Origin of the sequence: Brevibacterium aurantiacum, assembly GCF_900169065.1 — a bacterium.
Lineage (GTDB): Bacteria > Actinomycetota > Actinomycetes > Actinomycetales > Brevibacteriaceae > Brevibacterium > Brevibacterium aurantiacum.
In genome coordinates this window covers 30389-46537 of the sequence record NZ_FXZB01000012.1, presented here as the reverse complement: position 1 = coordinate 46537, position 16149 = coordinate 30389, and the positions used below count along the sequence as shown (strand labels likewise).

The 16149-nt window shown below is 61.4% G+C and carries 18 protein-coding genes; 2 read left to right on the top strand and 16 right to left on the bottom strand.

The features are described from left to right. Positions 1-212 precede the first annotated feature (212 nt). Positions 213-1799 (top strand): coiled-coil domain-containing protein, encoded by a 1587-nt coding sequence (locus tag BAUR9175_RS09720; protein WP_069600052.1) that lies wholly within the window; start codon positions 213-215, stop codon positions 1797-1799. Positions 1800-1902: 103 nt separating this feature from the next. On the opposite strand, the gene BAUR9175_RS20050 is transcribed toward BAUR9175_RS09720, so the two are convergent. Continuing rightward, on the bottom strand, positions 1903-2199 hold the full coding sequence (locus BAUR9175_RS20050) for an Rv1322 family protein (protein ID WP_226823790.1): 297 nt from the start codon (positions 2197-2199) through the stop codon (positions 1903-1905). A 30-nt stretch (positions 2200-2229) separates the two neighbouring features. Between BAUR9175_RS20050 and nucS the strand changes: the two genes are divergently transcribed. Further along, complete coding sequence (gene nucS / locus BAUR9175_RS09710) at positions 2230-2925, top strand: endonuclease NucS (protein WP_101583662.1); 696 nt, start codon at positions 2230-2232, stop codon at positions 2923-2925. 26 nt (positions 2926-2951) lie between these two features. On the opposite strand, the gene murA is transcribed toward nucS, so the two are convergent. The 15 genes from murA to prfA form a co-directional block, all read right to left on the bottom strand. Further along, complete coding sequence (gene murA / locus BAUR9175_RS09705; RefSeq protein WP_101583641.1) at positions 2952-4265, bottom strand: UDP-N-acetylglucosamine 1-carboxyvinyltransferase; 1314 nt, start codon at positions 4263-4265, stop codon at positions 2952-2954. Continuing rightward, entirely contained in the window at positions 4265-4732 is a 468-nt protein-coding gene (locus BAUR9175_RS09700) for a DUF2550 domain-containing protein (protein WP_009884056.1), read from the bottom strand. Before BAUR9175_RS09700 ends, murA begins: the two co-directional genes overlap by 1 nt. 22 nt (positions 4733-4754) lie before the next feature. Then, positions 4755-5015: a F0F1 ATP synthase subunit epsilon gene (locus tag BAUR9175_RS09695; RefSeq protein ID WP_009884055.1), complete on the bottom strand. Its 261-nt coding sequence runs from the start codon at positions 5013-5015 to the stop codon at positions 4755-4757. Between the two features lie 3 nt (positions 5016-5018). Further along, positions 5019-6467 (bottom strand): F0F1 ATP synthase subunit beta, encoded by a 1449-nt coding sequence (atpD, locus tag BAUR9175_RS09690; protein WP_009884054.1) that lies wholly within the window; start codon positions 6465-6467, stop codon positions 5019-5021. A 27-nt stretch (positions 6468-6494) separates the two neighbouring features. Next, a complete protein-coding gene (locus BAUR9175_RS09685) occupies positions 6495-7427 on the bottom strand; it encodes a F0F1 ATP synthase subunit gamma (RefSeq protein WP_009884053.1) in 933 nt (310 codons plus the stop codon). A gap of 31 nt (positions 7428-7458) precedes the next feature. Further along, positions 7459-9093 (bottom strand): F0F1 ATP synthase subunit alpha, encoded by a 1635-nt coding sequence (gene atpA, locus BAUR9175_RS09680; protein WP_069600049.1) that lies wholly within the window; start codon positions 9091-9093, stop codon positions 7459-7461. An 84-nt stretch (positions 9094-9177) separates the two neighbouring features. Then, positions 9178-9984, bottom strand: coding sequence for a F0F1 ATP synthase subunit delta (locus tag BAUR9175_RS09675; RefSeq protein ID WP_009884051.1), 807 nt, complete (start codon positions 9982-9984; stop codon positions 9178-9180). Beyond that, on the bottom strand, positions 9984-10535 hold the full coding sequence (locus BAUR9175_RS09670) for a F0F1 ATP synthase subunit B (protein WP_009884050.1): 552 nt from the start codon (positions 10533-10535) through the stop codon (positions 9984-9986). The genes BAUR9175_RS09675 and BAUR9175_RS09670 overlap by 1 nt, the downstream gene beginning before the upstream one ends. A gap of 19 nt (positions 10536-10554) precedes the next feature. After that, the gene (gene atpE, locus BAUR9175_RS09665) at positions 10555-10779 is read right to left on the bottom strand and encodes a F0F1 ATP synthase subunit C (protein WP_009884049.1); all 225 of its coding nucleotides are present in this window, start codon (positions 10777-10779) and stop codon (positions 10555-10557) included. Between the two features lie 81 nt (positions 10780-10860). Then, positions 10861-11673, bottom strand: a complete 813-nt coding sequence (atpB, locus tag BAUR9175_RS09660; protein WP_236850701.1) for a F0F1 ATP synthase subunit A — start codon at positions 11671-11673, stop codon at positions 10861-10863. Positions 11674-11888: 215 nt separating this feature from the next. After that, a complete protein-coding gene (locus BAUR9175_RS09655; RefSeq protein ID WP_096162099.1) occupies positions 11889-12335 on the bottom strand; it encodes a Cg1360 family ATP-synthase-associated protein in 447 nt (148 codons plus the stop codon). Continuing rightward, entirely contained in the window at positions 12332-13441 is a 1110-nt protein-coding gene (locus tag BAUR9175_RS09650) for an MraY family glycosyltransferase (RefSeq protein ID WP_009884046.1), read from the bottom strand. The genes BAUR9175_RS09655 and BAUR9175_RS09650 overlap by 4 nt, the downstream gene beginning before the upstream one ends. After that, the gene (locus BAUR9175_RS09645) at positions 13442-14092 is read right to left on the bottom strand and encodes an L-threonylcarbamoyladenylate synthase (RefSeq protein ID WP_009884045.1); all 651 of its coding nucleotides are present in this window, start codon (positions 14090-14092) and stop codon (positions 13442-13444) included. Between the two features lie 54 nt (positions 14093-14146). After that, positions 14147-15034: a peptide chain release factor N(5)-glutamine methyltransferase gene (gene prmC, locus BAUR9175_RS09640; protein WP_096177320.1), complete on the bottom strand. Its 888-nt coding sequence runs from the start codon at positions 15032-15034 to the stop codon at positions 14147-14149. Positions 15035-15068: 34 nt separating this feature from the next. Next, entirely contained in the window at positions 15069-16148 is a 1080-nt protein-coding gene (gene prfA / locus BAUR9175_RS09635; RefSeq protein WP_009884043.1) for a peptide chain release factor 1, read from the bottom strand. Between the last annotated feature and the right edge of the window lies 1 nt (position 16149).

Below are 16149 nucleotides of genomic sequence, written 5' to 3'. Positions count from 1 at the left end.
CCGAACCCCACTCAAGCGCAGGGAAATCGATGAAGTTTCTTTCTGATCCAAGGGTAGTCCAGCTGTCTGTGGCCTCGGTCACGGGGGCTGTGTCACATAGTGACAAGTCCCGTCCGCACTTGAGTATTCGCACCCAACACTCATGGTGCGTCCGTTAGAGTAGGGGGTGGACGATTTGACCACATCCCTTGACACGACAGGAGTCCACTTCAGTGACGCCCACCGAAGAATTCCGCACAGCGATGCGCGGCTACGAAAAAAGTGAAGTTGATTCTCGCCTGCAGCAGCTGCGGACCGAGGTCGAGTCCGTTCGTAAAGCCCTCTCAGATGCACGTAGTCAGGTCATCAACGCTGATCGGGCGAAGCTGCAGATCGCTGGCGAGCTCTCCGAGGCCAAGGCTCAGCTGAAGAAGGCGGCCAATGACAGCGCCGAGGCTGCAGGCCCTCCCGGAAGCCGCATCGACCACCTGCTCAAAATCGCTGAGTCCCAGGCTCGTGAGACGCTCTCCCAGGCGAACTCCGATGCCGAGACCATCCGCAATAAGGCACGCGCCGAAGCTGCGTCTGCACGTGCGCGCATGCACACAGAGAGCAACGACACTCTGTCGAATGCTCGCTCTGAGGCCGATGCGATCATCAGTTCCGCCGAAATGCGCGCCGATGAGACCGTGAAGGCCGCCGAGAAGCGAGCCTCTGAGCTCAAGGCGACTGCCGAGCGTGAGTACAACCAGGCCAAGGAAGCCAACGAGGCAGCCACGAAGGAAGCACGCGAGAGCCTCGAACACGAACTCGCCGAGCTCAAGGCCACCGCGGAGAAGGAGGCTGCGGATCTCCGCGCTGCGGCCAAGACTCAGTCGGATGAGTCGCTCAGCACCGCTCGGGCGCAGGCCGATGAGCTGCTCGCCGCAGCCAAGGCTCGTGATGAGGCGTCAACCAAGGCTGCTGACGAACTCGATGTCGAGCTAGCTGGTAAGCGCCAGGAGGCCGAGTCCGAACGCAAGAAGCGTTACGACGCCGCTCAGGTTGAGAACAAGAAGCTCATCGATGAGGCACAGGCACGTGCTGCCAAGGCCGATGCTGAGGCCAAGGAAGCCGCGGAACGAGCTGAGACGACACGTGCGGATGCTGTGAAGAAGGCCGATGACATCATCGCCGACGGCAAGACCCGCGCGCAGACCCTCATCGGCGAAGCCCGCGCGACTGCCGAGGCGACGATCGAAGAGTCCGCAGCCGAAGCCAAGCGCAACGTCGCATCGGCTCAGTCTCAGGTCGACCTGCTGACCAAGCAGCGCAAGACGATCACCGCTCAGCTCGATCAGCTCCGTTCGCTGTTCGCCATGCCAGGTGTGATGGGAGGCGATTCGGTCGATCCGGCCAAGGCCGAGTCCGCATCCCACGCCACCGAACAGATCGCCGATGAGCAGGAACTCGCTGACCTCCTCGCAGAGGATTCCGACGCCGAGGCAGATGGAGACGCGTCCAAGGATGCGAAGTCCGACGCCAAGGGCGGACAAGGCACCGGTGGGCCGTCGGCTGCGACCACAGCACCACAGGCATCCGGTAAGGACGCTTCTGTCGAGGGCACCGAATCCAAAGCAGCCGAATCGAAGTCCACCGGCGCCGAGTCCGACAAGGCGACCCCGGCAGACACAACCGCAGCGGACAAAGCCGAGGAAGCAGAGGACTCCGACTTGCCGAACGGAGCCACGGACGCCGACACGATCGCCATCGATGCTCAGGTGTCAGGCGGAAAGAACCGTAACAGCAAGGCCTCGCGGTCGCGGAACTCCTTGCGCTGAGGTTCGGCCTCGTCCTTAGCCCGCACTGATGAGAAGGGCCAGTTCATGATGAACTGGCCCTTTTCCATGTCTCGATGTCGCCTCAGTCGATACGAGGCGCTGGTCAACGGAACTTCTGAAAGCACCTCGAATGCCAGTGCCGACGGGATTCCACACCCACCTCGGTACCGTACCGAGCCGATTGCCTCCAGGCAACGATATGGGGCGTCGATGAAGCCAAGTCCTGCCCACAGCCGGGACAGATATAGATCTTGCCCTGAGAATTCCCGGCAACGTTCTGCACGGACCAGGTTCCGTCGGGCAGGTCTCGGCTCGTGCGCAGCCCGCTGACGGAGTCGGAGAGCTCACGTGGGGCCTGCTGCCATTTGTTTTTGCGACGCGAGGAGGTAGATCGTGGCATCTGGCCATTCTCTCACGTAGGGTGAAGCGCGTGCGTCTCGTCATTGCTAAGTGCTCCGTTGATTATGCTGGTCGTCTGACCGCCCACCTGCCCATGGCCACCCGTCTCATCATGCTCAAGGCCGACGGTTCGATCCTCATCCATTCGGATGGCGGATCGTACAAGCCCCTGAACTGGATGACTCCCCCGTGTTCGATCACAGTCGCTGATCCGAGCCAGGAGCAGACGGACGCCGGCCTGACAGAGATATGGACGGTGTCACAGGCCAAGACCGGTGACAAGCTCGTCATCTCCATCGCCGAGGTGATCTCCGATGACCAGCATGAGTTCGGTATCGATCCCGGCTTGGTCAAAGACGGCGTCGAAGCCCATCTCCAGGAACTGCTCGCCGAGCACATCGAGACTCTCGGTGACGGCTACAGCCTGGTCAGGCGCGAATACATGACGGCCATCGGACCTGTCGACATCCTCGCTCGCGACCAAGGACACAAATCTGTCGCCGTGGAGATCAAGCGTCGTGGCGACATCGATGGTGTTGAGCAGCTGACCAGGTATCTCGAACTGATGAACCGTGACCCGCTGCTGACACCGGTACAGGGCGTCTTCGCAGCTCAGGAGATCAAGCCGCAGGCGCGTACGCTGGCCGAGGATCGCGGTATCCGCTGTGTCGTTCTGGACTATGACGCGCTGCGGGGCATGGACGATCCCGACTCACGCCTGTTCTGAACCCTTTTCGAAAGTTGGTCTGAGACCTACTCGAAACTGAGTATGTCGGCTTTCTCGACGCGTTCGATGTTGGCGCCGAGGCTGCGCAGATTGCTCACGAAATTCTCGTAGCCGCGTTCGATATGGTCGATGCCGGAGACCTCTGTGATGCCGGCGGCACGCAGCCCCGCCATCACCAGGCCGGCACCGGCGCGGATGTCTGAGGCTTCCACCTCGGCGCCGGAGAGACTCTCAATCCCGGAGATCAGTGCATGGTTGCCGTCGATGCGGACTTTCGCACCGAGTCGGGCAATCTCCTGAACGAACCTCCAGCGTGCCTCGAACAGGTTCTCCGACAGCAGCCCGACTCCGTCAGAGACGGAGTTCAAGGCGATGACGAATGGCTGCAGGTCTGTGGGGAACCCGGGAAACGGCATCGTTGCGACCCGAATGGCGTGGGGCCGTTCTGCGCCGCGGACTCGGAAGCCTCCTCCGCGCGTGCCGTCGCGAAGATCGATCTCGCCGAGGTCGTCGACAGTGGCACCGGAGTCGCGAAGCTTGATAGCGATGTTGGGCATGAGCTCGAGTCCGACGCCCTTGATTGTCACGTCACCACCGGACAGAGCAGCCCCGAAGGCATAGGTCCCGGCCACGATCCGGTCTCCGACCGTGCGATGGTCGACGGGGCGAAGTTCGTCGACGCCGGTGATCGTGATGTCGGCCGTGCCGATACCTTTGATCTGAGCTCCCATGTCGACGAGCATCGTGCAGATATCGACGATCTCCGGCTCCTTGGCCGCGTTGGAAATCGTTGTCACACCGTGGGCCAGGGTCGCCGCCATCACGAGGTTCTCTGTGGCGCCGACGGAGGGGAATTCGAGGACGATGTCAGTTCCGCGAAGTCCTTCTGGGGCCTCCGCGACGAAATAGCCGTGGTCCAGGTGCACCGTCGCACCGAGGGCTTCGAGGCCGGCCTGATGCATGTCGAGACCTCGTGAGCCGATCGCGTCTCCGCCGGGCAGTGCCACGTGCGCGGAACGCATCCGAGCGGTCAGGGGTCCGAGCACAGAGATGGAAGCTCGCATTGCACGCACGAGCTCATAGTCAGCCTGGATACCCACCTCGGCGGGAACGTCGATGCTCACGATGCCGCGATCGGCATCGTAGTCGACCGTGCAGCCGAGCCGGATGAGGAGCTGGACCATGATGCGCACGTCGAGGATGGCTGGCACGTTGGAGATCGTCGTACGTCCGACGGCGAGCAGGCTCGCGGCCATCAGTTTGAGAACGCTGTTCTTCGCTCCCCTGATGTCGACTTCGCCGAACAGTCGACTCGGACCGGTCAAGCGAAAGACATCCATCAGGTGAACCTTCCCATCGTGGGGTTGAAGCCAGGTGGCGATGATTCCAGCCATGACGCCATCGTCGACAGCGATTCGGTGTCCATGGCCAAGGAAACGGAACGGGGACGGCCATCGGCCTTCCCATAGGAACAGTCCACCACAACTGCGTCGGGCAGTACCGAGTACTGCTCGCCGGAGGTGGGTTTGCGGCGGACGAGAATATCGAGGTCGGCGCGCGGCAGCCGGACTGCGGCGCGGCGAGTCAGCGCGAAGACGGGGTACCAGTCCAGTGAGGCCACTGAGAACACAGCCACGCCCAAACGCCAACGTGGGCGAGAAGAAGATTCCTCGCCCACGTTGATGGAACAGTCAAAAGCACCGGAGAGCTTCGAGATCGACCTGCGGCGAATCGTCACGACGACGATCAGCGCGAGGGCGAGTCCTACTAACGAGAGCAGAACGATCAGAAGGACAGAAGGGTTCACGGTTGCCAGTTTAATTGACAGATCAGAGAAGTTCGGCCTGATCAGCGGCAATGATGACGCGATTATTCTCGACAGAGAGGAAACCACCATCGGCCTTAACCCGAATGGTCTCCTCAGAGGTCGTGAGAATACGCGCTTCACCATCGGCTACGACACCCAGCACTGGCTCGTGGCCAGGAAGGATGCCGATATCGCCGTCCGAGGTACGGGCGATGACGCGCTTGGCCTCACCCACCCATACCTCTTGGTCGGCTGCTACGACGTTCACATCGAGGACAGCCATGGCTTACTTCTGCATCTCTTCGTAGTTGCGCATGACGTCGTCAAGCCCACCCACGTTGAAGAATGCCTGTTCCGGAATGTGGTCGACCTCGCCCGAGCAGAGTTTCGAGAACCCTTCGATCGTGTCGGCCAGAGGAACGGTCGAACCGGGCACCTGGGTGAACTTCTCAGCGGTGTACGTGTTCTGTGACAGGAACTGCTCGATGCGACGAGCACGGTGGACGACGAGCTTGTCCTCTTCGCCGAGTTCATCGACGCCGAGGATGGCGATGATGTCCTGCAGTTCCTTGTTCTTCTGCAGAATGGCCTTGACCTCGTTGGCGACCCGGTAGTGCTCTTCGCCGACGATCAGCGGATCGAGGATGCGCGATGTCGAGGTCAGAGGATCAATAGCCGGGTACAGACCACGTGAGGCGATGTCACGGCTGAGCTCTGTCGTTGCGTCCAAGTGGGCGAACGTCGTTGCAGGAGCCGGGTCGGTGTAGTCATCGGCAGGAACGTAGATCGCCTGCATCGAGGTGATCGAGTGACCACGCGTCGAAGTGATTCGTTCCTGCAGGAGTCCCATCTCGTCAGCCAGGTTGGGCTGGTAGCCCACGGCCGAAGGCATGCGGCCCAGCAGGGTCGACACCTCGGAACCGGCCTGGGTGAAACGGAAGATGTTGTCGATGAACAGCAGCACGTCCTGGTTCTGCACATCGCGGAAGTATTCCGCCATGGTCAGTGCCGACAGTGCAACGCGCAGACGGGTGCCTGGTGGCTCATCCATCTGGCCGAAGACGAGGGCGGTGTCCTTGAACACTCCTGCCTCGTCCATCTCCATGATGAGGTCGTTGCCCTCACGGGTGCGCTCTCCCACACCGGCGAACACGGATGTGCCGCTGTGGTTGTGCGCGATGCGGTAGATCATTTCCTGAATCAGGACTGTCTTACCGACACCAGCACCACCGAAGAGGCCGATCTTTCCACCCTGCACGTACGGGGTGAGAAGGTCGATGCTCTTGATGCCGACTTCGAGCATCTCGGTCTTCGACTCGAGTTCGTCGAAGGCTGGAGCGGTACGGTGGATCGGCCAGCGTTCGCTGATCTCGAGCTGCTCACCGTCTTCGAGGTTGAGGCAGTCACCGGTGGTGTTCCACACGTGGTTCTTGGTGATGTCGCCGACGGGCACCGTGATGGGCGCACCGGAGTCGGTGACTTCCTGTCCGCGGACAAGACCGTCGGTGGGCTGCAGCGACACGGCACGGACGATGCCGTTGCCCAGGTGCAGTGCAGTCTCGAAGGTCAGCTTGCGCGTGCCTTCGGAGAGTTCCACCGAGGTGGACAGTGAGTTGTAGATCGCTGGCACGGAGTCGAGCGGAAACTCGATGTCGACAACCGGGCCAATGACTCGGGAAATCCGGCCGAGGGCTGTGCCCTGCGCCGGGGAGGTATCCGTAGCTGTGGCAGTCATGGTCTCTTTCTTCTCTGCTCTCGCCGGTCAGTCGCCGGCTGATGATGCCGCGAGGGCATCGGCCCCACCGACGATCTCGGTGAGTTCCTGGGTGATTTCCGCCTGGCGAGCCGTATTGGCCAACCGGGTGTAGGTCTTGATGAGATCGTCCGCGTTGTCGGTCGCCGTCTTCATCGCTGCCTGACGCGAAGCCTGCTCGGATGCTGACGCGCTCAACAGCGCAGACAGGACTCGAGAGTCGATGTATCGCGGCAGCAACGAGTCCAAGACGGCCTCGGCGCTGGGTTCGAACTCATAGAGAGGGAACGCGGCCGCATCGTTCGCGGGTGCTGACGTGCCGCCTGTGGCGACCTCGTCAGCGTCAACGACCTCAAGCGGAAGCAGACGCCGGTATTCCGGATCGTGCTTGACGCTGGAGACGAACTTCGTGAAGACGATGTAGATCTCATCCACACCGTTCTCAGCGGATTCGGCATTGAAGCTCTGCAACAGGGCCTCACCGATCTCCCGTGCTTTCTCAGCAGTCGGAGTCTCGGAGAATCCGGTCCAGGCCTGAACAATCGCTCGGTCGCGGAAGGTGTAGTAGTTCTCAGCCTTCCCACCGACGGTGAAGAGCGACACGTCCTTGCCTTCGCTGTGCAGAAGCCGAATGAGTTCTTCGGCTTCGCGCAGCAGGTTCGCGGAGTAGGCTCCCGCGAATCCGCGGTCCGGACCGACAACCAGAACAGCCGCACGGCTGACGTTCTCGGGTTCGGATGTCAACACGTGGTCGACGTTGGATTCGCTTGCCACTGCAGAGACCGCGCGGGTCAACGCATTGGCGTAGGGGCTGGCGGCCTGCGAACGGGCAATGGCCTTCTGAATCCGTGAAGCAGCGATGAGCTCCATGGCCTTGAAGATCTTCCTCAAGGATGAAGTAGAGCGGATCTTCTGTTTGAAGACCCTCTGCTGGGCTCCCATCAGTTCTTCCTTTCGCTGTTACGGATCAGGTTCAACGCTTCTGCCGAACGATCTTTTCCTGCTCGACCTCGTCTGAAGACGCGGTGGCGGTGTCCTCGCTGCCGGCCTGGGATCCGCTGGAATCGGAGGTGACGAAGTTCTTGGTGAACTCGCCCAACACGTTCTCCAGCTCGGCCGACGTATCATCGTCGAGCTTCAGCGTCTCACGAATGGTCGTGAAGATGCCTGTCTTGCGCTCGATGTGATCGTGAAGCTCTGTTTCGAACTTCAGGACATCGGAGACGGGGATCTCGTCGAGGTAGCCGTGTGTACCAGCGAAGATCGACACGGTCTGCTTCTCAAACGACATCGGCGAGAACTGCGACTGCTTGAGCAGCTCGGTCAGACGCGCACCGCGAGCAAGGTCGCGCTTCGTCGTCTCGTCGAGGTCCGAGGCGAACATAGCGAACGCTTCGAGAGAACGATACTGAGCCAAGGAGATCTTGAGGGTACCGGAGACGCTCTTGAGCGCCTTCGTCTGAGCAGCACCGCCGACGCGGGACACGGACACACCGACGTCGACAGCTGGACGCTGACCGGCGTTGAAGAGATCCGACTGCAGGAAGATCTGCCCGTCGGTGATCGAAATCACGTTGGTCGGAATGAACGCGCCGACGTCGTTGGCCTTGGTCTCAATGATCGGCAGACCGGTCATCGAACCGCCGCCGAACTCATCGGAGAGCTTCGCACAACGCTCGAGCAGACGCGAGTGCAAGTAGAAGACGTCACCGGGGAAAGCCTCGCGGCCCGGCGGACGACGCAGCAGCAGAGATACCGCACGGTAGGCCTCTGCCTGCTTCGACAGATCGTCGAACACGATGAGAACGTGCTTGCCCTCGTACATCCAGTGCTGGCCGATGGCCGAACCGGAGTAAGGAGCGAGGTACTTGAAGCCTGCGGAGTCAGAAGCAGGTGAGGACACGATCGTGGTGTATTCCAGTGCGCCCGCTTCTTCAAGCGAACGACGGACACCGGCGATGGTCGAACCCTTCTGGCCGATGGCGACGTAGATGCAGCGAACCTGCTTCTTCGGATCGCCGGTCTCCCAGTTGTCCTTCTGGTTGATGATCGTGTCGATAGCCAGAGCGGTCTTACCCGTCTTGCGGTCACCGATGACGAGCTGACGCTGGCCACGACCGACGGGGATCATAGCGTCGATGCTCTTGTAGCCGGTCTGCAGAGGCTCGCGGACCTCCTGGCGATCCATCACGCCTGCGGCCTGGAGCTCGAGTTCGCGACGACCAACGGTCTCGACTTCGCCGAGTCCGTCGACTGGGTGGCCCAGAGGGTCCACCACGCGACCGAGGTATCCGTCACCGACTGGAATGGAGAGGACCTCACCGGTGCGGTAGACGTTCTGCTCCGCAGCGATTCCGGAGAATTCGCCGAGGATGACGACGCCGATCTCGCGCTCGTCGAGGTTCTGTGCCAGGCCCAATGTGCCGTCTTCGAACCGGAGGAGTTCGTTGGCCATGGTTCCGGGCAGACCCGAGACGTGGGCAATTCCGTCACCTGCGGTGACAACCTTGCCGACCTCGGACTTTACCGAGCTTTCGGGGTTGTACGAGTCAACGAACTTCCCGAGAGCGTCCCGGATCTCTTCCGGGCGAATTGTCAGTTCCGCCATCTGGTTTCCCTGCTTCCTTTACTCAAAACTTGCGTCCGACGACCGGTGGGCCGCCTGTGCTGCCGGACTGGCCGGCACCTCGATTTAACTTGCGAGTTTGCGCTGAACTTCGGCCAGACGATCAGCCACTGTGGAGCTCATCATCTCATCGCCGACCTGAACCCGGACTCCCCCGACGACTGCGGGGTCGACCTGAACGTTGAGTACAAGGTCTCGTCCGTAGCTGGCGGACAGAGCGGCCGTCAGCTTCTGGGTCTGAGCTTCGCTCAACGGTTTGGCGACGGTGACATCGGCGACGGAGCGCTGCTGTCGTGCCGCGAGAATATCGCTGTACTGGTCCAGAGCCGTTGCCACGCGCAGTCCGCGCGGGAACAGAACGGCCTGCTCGATCAGGGTGATGGTGTCGGCCTGTGCCTTACCTGCCAGCAGATCTGCGATGAGCGCACGCTTGGCCGACGCAGACGCATCAGATTCCAAGGCGCGCGCCAGTTCATGTTCGCTTTCACACAGACGGGCGAAGCGGAAGACTTCCTCTTCCACCTGACCGAGTTGACCGGAAGCCTGAGAGGCAGCAGCGATAGCTGTCACTCCAGCAACTTCAAGGCTGGTCACGAGGTCCTGAGTCCTGGCCCAGCGGTGGCTCACCGCCAGTTCACTCAGACGCAGGACAGTCTCACTGGTCCGAGTCGAGAACAGAGTCCGCAGCAGATGCTGCTTCTTCTCAGCCGACTCGGACGAGTCTGCCAAGGCCTTGCGCAGCGTCACGTTCTCAGCGAGAACAGCAACGATGGCCAGCTCGCCCGTACCGATTTCACGCGCGTCGCCGCGGGAGATCTCAGCATTGGCGGCTTCAAGTACGGCCTGCAGGGACAATCTGCTCGACTGGAGCATCACGCCCCCTTGACCGGCTGTGCCGAAGACTGCGACTCGAGATCGGTGATGAAACGATCGACCACATTGGCAGAGCGCTGATCATCGGTGAGTGATTCGCCGACGATGCGTGATGCCAGATCAGTGGCGAGCGTCCCGACTTCCGAACGCAGCTGCACCATGGCGGACTGACGCTCGGCTTCGATCTGCGTCTGAGCCTGAGCGACGATGCGCTCGGACTCTGCATGAGCCTGGGTCTTCATATTGGCGATGATCTGGGCGCCTTCTTCTTGAGCCTCGGCGCGCAGTCGTGCAGCTTCTGCACGGCCGTCGGCGAGCTGCTTCTGATACTCGGCCAGAGCCTCATCGGCTTCGGCCTGCACCTTCTCAGCCTTTTCAATTCCACCCTGAATGCGCTCTGCGCGCTCATCAAGAGTCTTATTGAAGGCTGGGAGGACGTACTTCCAGACAACCAGGAAGACGATCAGCAGACAGATGGCACTCCAGACGATGTCGTACCACGCGGGGAGAAGCGGGTTCTCAGACGCAGCAAGAATGTGTACCGGAGTCATCGTTTAGTCCTCTTCGTGATCAGGGCAGGAAGAACGGGGTGGCGATGCCGATCAGGGCCAGGGCCTCGATCAGCGCAATGCCGAGGAACATGTTTCCGCGCAGTGCACCGGCCATCTCAGGCTGACGTGCGGTTCCCTCGATGGTCTTACCGATGACAATACCGACACCGACGCCGGGGCCGATTGCGGCGAGGCCGTAACCGACGGTGTTGAGGCTGCCGGTGACTTCAGCGAGCATATCCATTGAATGCTTTCCTTTCATAAGTCGGCCGGGTGGTTGGCCCGGCCCTTGTAACGTCTGAGGTTACAGAATGTGGGGTGCTACTCAGTGGTCGTCTGAGATGGCGGCGTTGATGTACACGCAGGACAGAAGAGCGAAGATGTAGGCCTGCAGGACGACGATCAGCATCTCAAGGATGAAGACGAAGAATCCGCCGGCGAAGGTGATGATCGAGAAGAACTGGAAGCCGTTGGCAGCATCGAACAGGAAGAAGCTCGTTGCAGAGAAGCACAGCACCAGGAGAAGGTGGCCGACCATCATGTTGGCAAAGAGTCGAATCGCCAAGGTGAACGGCTGAGTCACGAACTTGGTCAGGAACTCGATGGGGATGAGCAGGATGTGCATCGGCCAAGGGACGCCGGGAAGGATCAGAGAATCCTTGATGTAGCGACCGAAGCCCTTCTCGGAGATGCCGGCCCAGTGGTACGTGACGTAGACCGTCAGTGTGAGGACGATCGGCAGACCGATCACGCCGGTGCCTGGCATGTTGAGGAACGGAATGAGCTTCGTGACGTTCCAGAACAGGATGCCGAAGAAGATGGCAACGATCAGCGGCATGAATTTCTTGGCTTTTTCCTTGCCCAAGGTGTCTTCGGCGATGCCGACCGTGACGAATTCCATGGCCAGCTCCATAGCTGACTGGAAACGGCTGGGGACCAGCTTCATGCGCTTGGCCCACACTGCAAGCAGAACAACGACTGCGACGGTGGCGAGGACGCGGATGAGCATCACGCGGTTCATCTCAAAGGGAGTGCCTTCGAAGAGGAACGCGGCGGGGAAGAACTCCGCCATGGATGGGGCGTGAAAACCACTTTCAGCGGCTTGGATCGTTGTGTTCGCAGCGTTGAGTGTTCCCACGTTTCCTTTACTCTCCCATGGTCAAAAGCCTTGATGGCCTGGCCTTAGCCACGCAGGACCTGCGTGGCAGTAGGTTCAGGAGCGACATGGAGCGACAAATGGCTCCAGCACCGCGACTACTCTACCAATTGTAGAGAGCTGCCGACAAATTCATCACCTTTGACTGTACATCTTCTGGCAGTCCCTGTCGCAATCGCGAAGTGCGTCCGGATTGCCTAGTTCGCCTCAGGATCCACATAGGGCACACGCGCCTTGGCCACCGTCAGAGCCTCGACGAGTGATGACCCGATCACGGCAACGACGATTGTGAAGAATGCCACATTTCCATCCAGCCATGCTGCGTCTTTGAGCCGCCAGATGACGAGCATGAAGATGAAGGCTTTGAAGAGGAATCCGATGCCTAAGAATCCGGCAATCGCGGTCAGCCCCATATTGCGCCCTGCATACATGATGATCAGGGTGATGATGATGAAGACTGCCGCCAGTCCCCCGCCCACTGCACCGCCGTTGAGTCCTTCGGCGCCGGAGACCAGATAGCCGATGCCCATGCCGAGCACGGCGACGGCAACGACGAGGATGATTCCGCGGACCAGCATGGTCCTCCAGACTCTCGTCCATGCGGCCTGCACGGAAGTTTCCTGGCGGGGAGACTCATCGGTCATGAGATTTCCTCTCTGGCTTTCTGTCGGACCCGTAAGGGGTAGAAGGTGAAGAGCAGGGTGATGGCGAACAGGCCGCCGACGATGCAGACCACATAGATCCACGGCATCAGCAGCAGCATGACTGAGCCGAATGCGATGAGTGCGGTCCAGGTGTAGAGGATCAGCACGGCCCGAGCGTGCGAATGCCCAAGACTGAGCATTCTGTGATGGAGGTGCTTCGCATCGGCAGAGAATGGCGATTGGCCGGCCAGAAGGCGACGAACGACGGCCAGGCCGAGGTCGAGCAGGGGCAGGAACATCACTGCGACCGGGAGAATGATCGGCAGGAAGGTCGCGAAGACCCTCTCCTCCCCGAGCAGCGCCGGGTCGACCTGCCCCGTCACGCGGATAGTGGATGCCGCAAGCAGAAGTCCGATGAGCATCGACCCGGAGTCGCCCATGAAGATGCGTGCGGGATTGAAGTTATGCGGGAGGAACCCGACACAGGCACCGACGAGTATGGCGGTGATCAGCGAGGCCAGGTTCGCATAGGACTCAGGCGAGGCATCCCGGGCCAGACCATAGGAGTAGATGAAGAATGCGCTGCCGCCGATGGCAACGACTCCTGCGGCCAGTCCGTCGAGGCCGTCGACGAAGTTCACTGCATTGATCGTCACCAGCACCACCAAGATGGTGATGATGATCGACATCCGCGGCGAGCCGATGATCACTCCCCCGAAGGGAATCGACAGCAGGGCCACGCCATTGATGGCCATGAACCCGGCGGCCAGAGCCTGCCCGGCGAGTTTGGTGATCCAGTGGAGATCCCAGATGTCGTCGATGATTCCCAGCACACACAGAACCGTTGCGGCCCCGGCGATGCCGATGATGGGCCCCATGTCCGAGAAGATCCTCTGCAGGAACGGGGTCTGGGAGGCGAAGATGAGGCCCACGATCACTGCCCCGAACATCGCGACTCCGCCCAACCTCGGCGTCGGAACGGAATGCACATCGCGTTCGCGCAGGGGCGAGAAGATCTGCCCTCGCTCGGCCACCCGCTTGACCATCGGGGTCAGCAGGTAGGCCACGAGGGCCGAAATGATGAGGATGAAGAGGTAGGCGCGCACTCAGCCGTCCAGGTCGAGGAGATCGGGGACGATTTCGCGCAGCTCATCGCTGGTGACAGGACCCTCGCGCACGATCTTCGGGACGTCACCGGTGAGGTCGACGATCGTGGAGGAGATTCCCGATTCGCGCACTCCCCCGTCGACGTAGATGTCGACGTCGTCACCGAGCATCTCCATCGCCTCATCCGCCGAGGTGGCCGCGGGCGATCCTGAGACGTTGGCACTCGAGACGGCCAGTGGACCGGTTCGGCCCAGGAGAGCGAGTGCGTATTCGTCGTCGGGCATTCTCACTGCCACGGTCCCGTGGGTGTCACCGAGGTCCCAATCCAATGAGGGCTGGGCGTTGGCGATGATCGTGAGAGGTCCGGGCCAGAAACGGGCGGTCAGAGCCAGGAGTTTTTCATCGACGCCGTCGACCAGACCGAAGACGGTCTCGGCCCGCGGCACGAGGACGGGCGGCGGCATGTCTCGGCCGCGGCCCTTCGCTGCGAGGAGCGCGGAAACCGCTGAGGCGCTGAAGGCGTCGGCGGCGATCCCGTACACGGTGTCGGTGGGGATGACGAGCAGGTTGCCCGTTTCACTGACCCTGGCGCATTCGTCAAGGACCAGGTCACGGATGTCGCTTTGGGTGACGTCGAATCGTCTCGACACGAATTCTCCGTTTCGGATGGTGGTGGTCAGTGGGCAGAACCGGCTGGTTCGTCGTCACCGGTCGACACCGGTGACACGATGAGCCACCGTGTAGCGGTCGCGTCCAGTGTAGTCCGGGTAGGTGGCAGCCTGCCTCAGACTGGCCGTCGACATGATGAGTTCGCGGGCTGCCGGGCCCTGTTCCTCGGAATGTTCCATGATGAAGAACCCACCGGGTCGCAGCAGCTTCTCAGCCTGGATGATGATGAGTCCGGGGATCTCCAACCCCGTCGCTCCTCCGTAGAGAGCGGCCTCCGGATCATGCTCGCGCACCTCGGCATCGCGGGGCACAGCAGTATCGGGGACGTAGGGAGGATTGGTCACGACGACATCGGCACTGGCCCACAGCTGCGGGCTGTCCTCGGCGAAGGTCGTGGCATCACCGGAGACGAGATCGACGGAGGACTCGCCGAGGTCGGCCGCCGCTAAGTTCATCAGCGACCAGTTCAGGGCCTGGATCTCGCGTTCGACGCCGATCGCGCGCAGGCGCCGATGTTCGGTGGCCAGGGACAGTGTGATCGCTCCCGATCCCGAGCACAGGTCGATGATGAAGGGCACTTGTGTGTTCTGCTGCCGTTCCAACTCTTCGAGGACCTCTGTCACGAGGAGCTCCGTCTCCGGTCGTGGCACGAAGACTCCGGGGCCCACCTGCAGCTCAAGGTGTCTGAAGGCTGCGACTCCGATGATGTGCTGCAGCGGTGTGCGCTGTCGTCGTCGGTCGATGAGCTGAGCGAATGTCGCCGTGACTTCAGCGGGAACCGTGTCGCCGAGGAGTCGTCTGCGCGCAACTCCGGAGGCGTCGAGGCCCCAGGCATGAGCAAGGAGTGCCGCGGCGTCGGTATCGGGGTTCGGGACATCGGCGCGAGCCAGCAGCTGCGCGGCCCCACGCAGCACCGTCGACACGTCCCCTTCGGCAGCGGGCGGGCGCGGATCCAGGTCAGTCCCCCAGTGCGTCGAGTCGTGCGGCCTTGTCAGCCTCACGGCAGGAACCGATCACAGGGTCGAGCTCACCGGCAAGGACCTGGTCCAGGTTATAGGCCTTGTACCCTGTCCGATGGTCAGTGATCCGGTTCTCCGGGAAGTTGTATGTGCGGATGCGTTCCGAGCGGTCAACGGTGCGAACCTGAGACCGTCTGATGTCAGCGGCCTCGGCTGCGGCCTCTTCGGCCTGCTTGGCCAGGATGCGTGCACGGAGCATGCGCAGTGCCGCTTCCTTGTTCTGCAGCTGTGACTTCTCGTTCTGACAGCTCGCGGTGATGCCGGTGGGCACATGCGTGATGCGCACCGCTGAGTCTGTGGTGTTCACTGACTGACCGCCCGGGCCCGAGGACCGGTAGACGTCGATGCGCAGATCGTTGTCATCGAGTGCGACTTCCTCCGGCTCGTCCACTTCGGGAAATACGAGCACTCCGGCGGCCGAGGTGTGGATGCGTCCCTGGGATTCGGTCACAGGAACGCGTTGGACCCGATGGACTCCACCTTCGAACTTCACCCACCCGTAGGCACCGTCGTCCTTGGCCTTGAGAGCCAAGGTCACATCCTTATAGCCTCCGAGGTCGGAATGCGTGGCATCCAGGATCTGTGAGGACCAGCCGCGTGAGTCGATCCAGCGCTGATACATCCGCAGGAGATCTCCCGCGAACAGCGCCGATTCGTCGCCACCCTCACCAGCTTTGATCTCGATGATCGCATCGCGTGCGTCATCGGGGTCGCTGGGCACCAGGAGGTCTCTGAGCTCAGTCTCCACATCAGCGGCCTCAGCGTGCAGACGTTTTGCCTCAGCGCCGAATTCGGCGTCGTCGTCCGCGAGTTCCTCCGCAGCGGCGGCATCCTCTTCGAGCTGGGCGAAGTGACGTGCGGTGACGGCAACCTTGTCGAGTTCCGCGTAGCGCCTTGTCAGCTTCTTGGCGCGACCAGCGTCAGCGTGGACTGCAGGATCGGAGAGTTCCGACTGCAGTCGTGCATGCTCGTCGAGCAATGCGCTGACGCTGGCCTTGAGGGTGTCATCGTCGGCCATC

Excerpts from the sequence above, each read along its gene's own strand:
- BAUR9175_RS20050 (WP_226823790.1), bottom strand. The coding sequence starts at position 2,199 with ATGCCACGATCTACCTCCTCGCGTCGCAAAAACAAATGGCAGCAGGCC.
- murA (WP_101583641.1), bottom strand. The coding sequence starts at position 4,265 with ATGGATGTCTTTCGCTTGACCGGTCCGAGTCGACTGTTCGGCGAAGTC.
- BAUR9175_RS09695 (WP_009884055.1), bottom strand. The coding sequence starts at position 5,015 with ATGGCTGTCCTCGATGTGAACGTCGTAGCAGCCGACCAAGAGGTATGG.
- atpD (WP_009884054.1), bottom strand. The coding sequence starts at position 6,467 with ATGACTGCCACAGCTACGGATACCTCCCCGGCGCAGGGCACAGCCCTC.
- BAUR9175_RS09685 (WP_009884053.1), bottom strand. The coding sequence starts at position 7,427 with ATGGGAGCCCAGCAGAGGGTCTTCAAACAGAAGATCCGCTCTACTTCA.
- atpA (WP_069600049.1), bottom strand. The coding sequence starts at position 9,093 with ATGGCGGAACTGACAATTCGCCCGGAAGAGATCCGGGACGCTCTCGGG.
- BAUR9175_RS09675 (WP_009884051.1), bottom strand. The coding sequence starts at position 9,984 with ATGCTCCAGTCGAGCAGATTGTCCCTGCAGGCCGTACTTGAAGCCGCC.
- BAUR9175_RS09670 (WP_009884050.1), bottom strand. The coding sequence starts at position 10,535 with ATGACTCCGGTACACATTCTTGCTGCGTCTGAGAACCCGCTTCTCCCC.
- atpE (WP_009884049.1), bottom strand. The coding sequence starts at position 10,779 with ATGGATATGCTCGCTGAAGTCACCGGCAGCCTCAACACCGTCGGTTAC.
- BAUR9175_RS09655 (WP_096162099.1), bottom strand. The coding sequence starts at position 12,335 with ATGACCGATGAGTCTCCCCGCCAGGAAACTTCCGTGCAGGCCGCATGG.
- prfA (WP_009884043.1), bottom strand. The coding sequence starts at position 16,148 with ATGGCCGACGATGACACCCTCAAGGCCAGCGTCAGCGCATTGCTCGAC.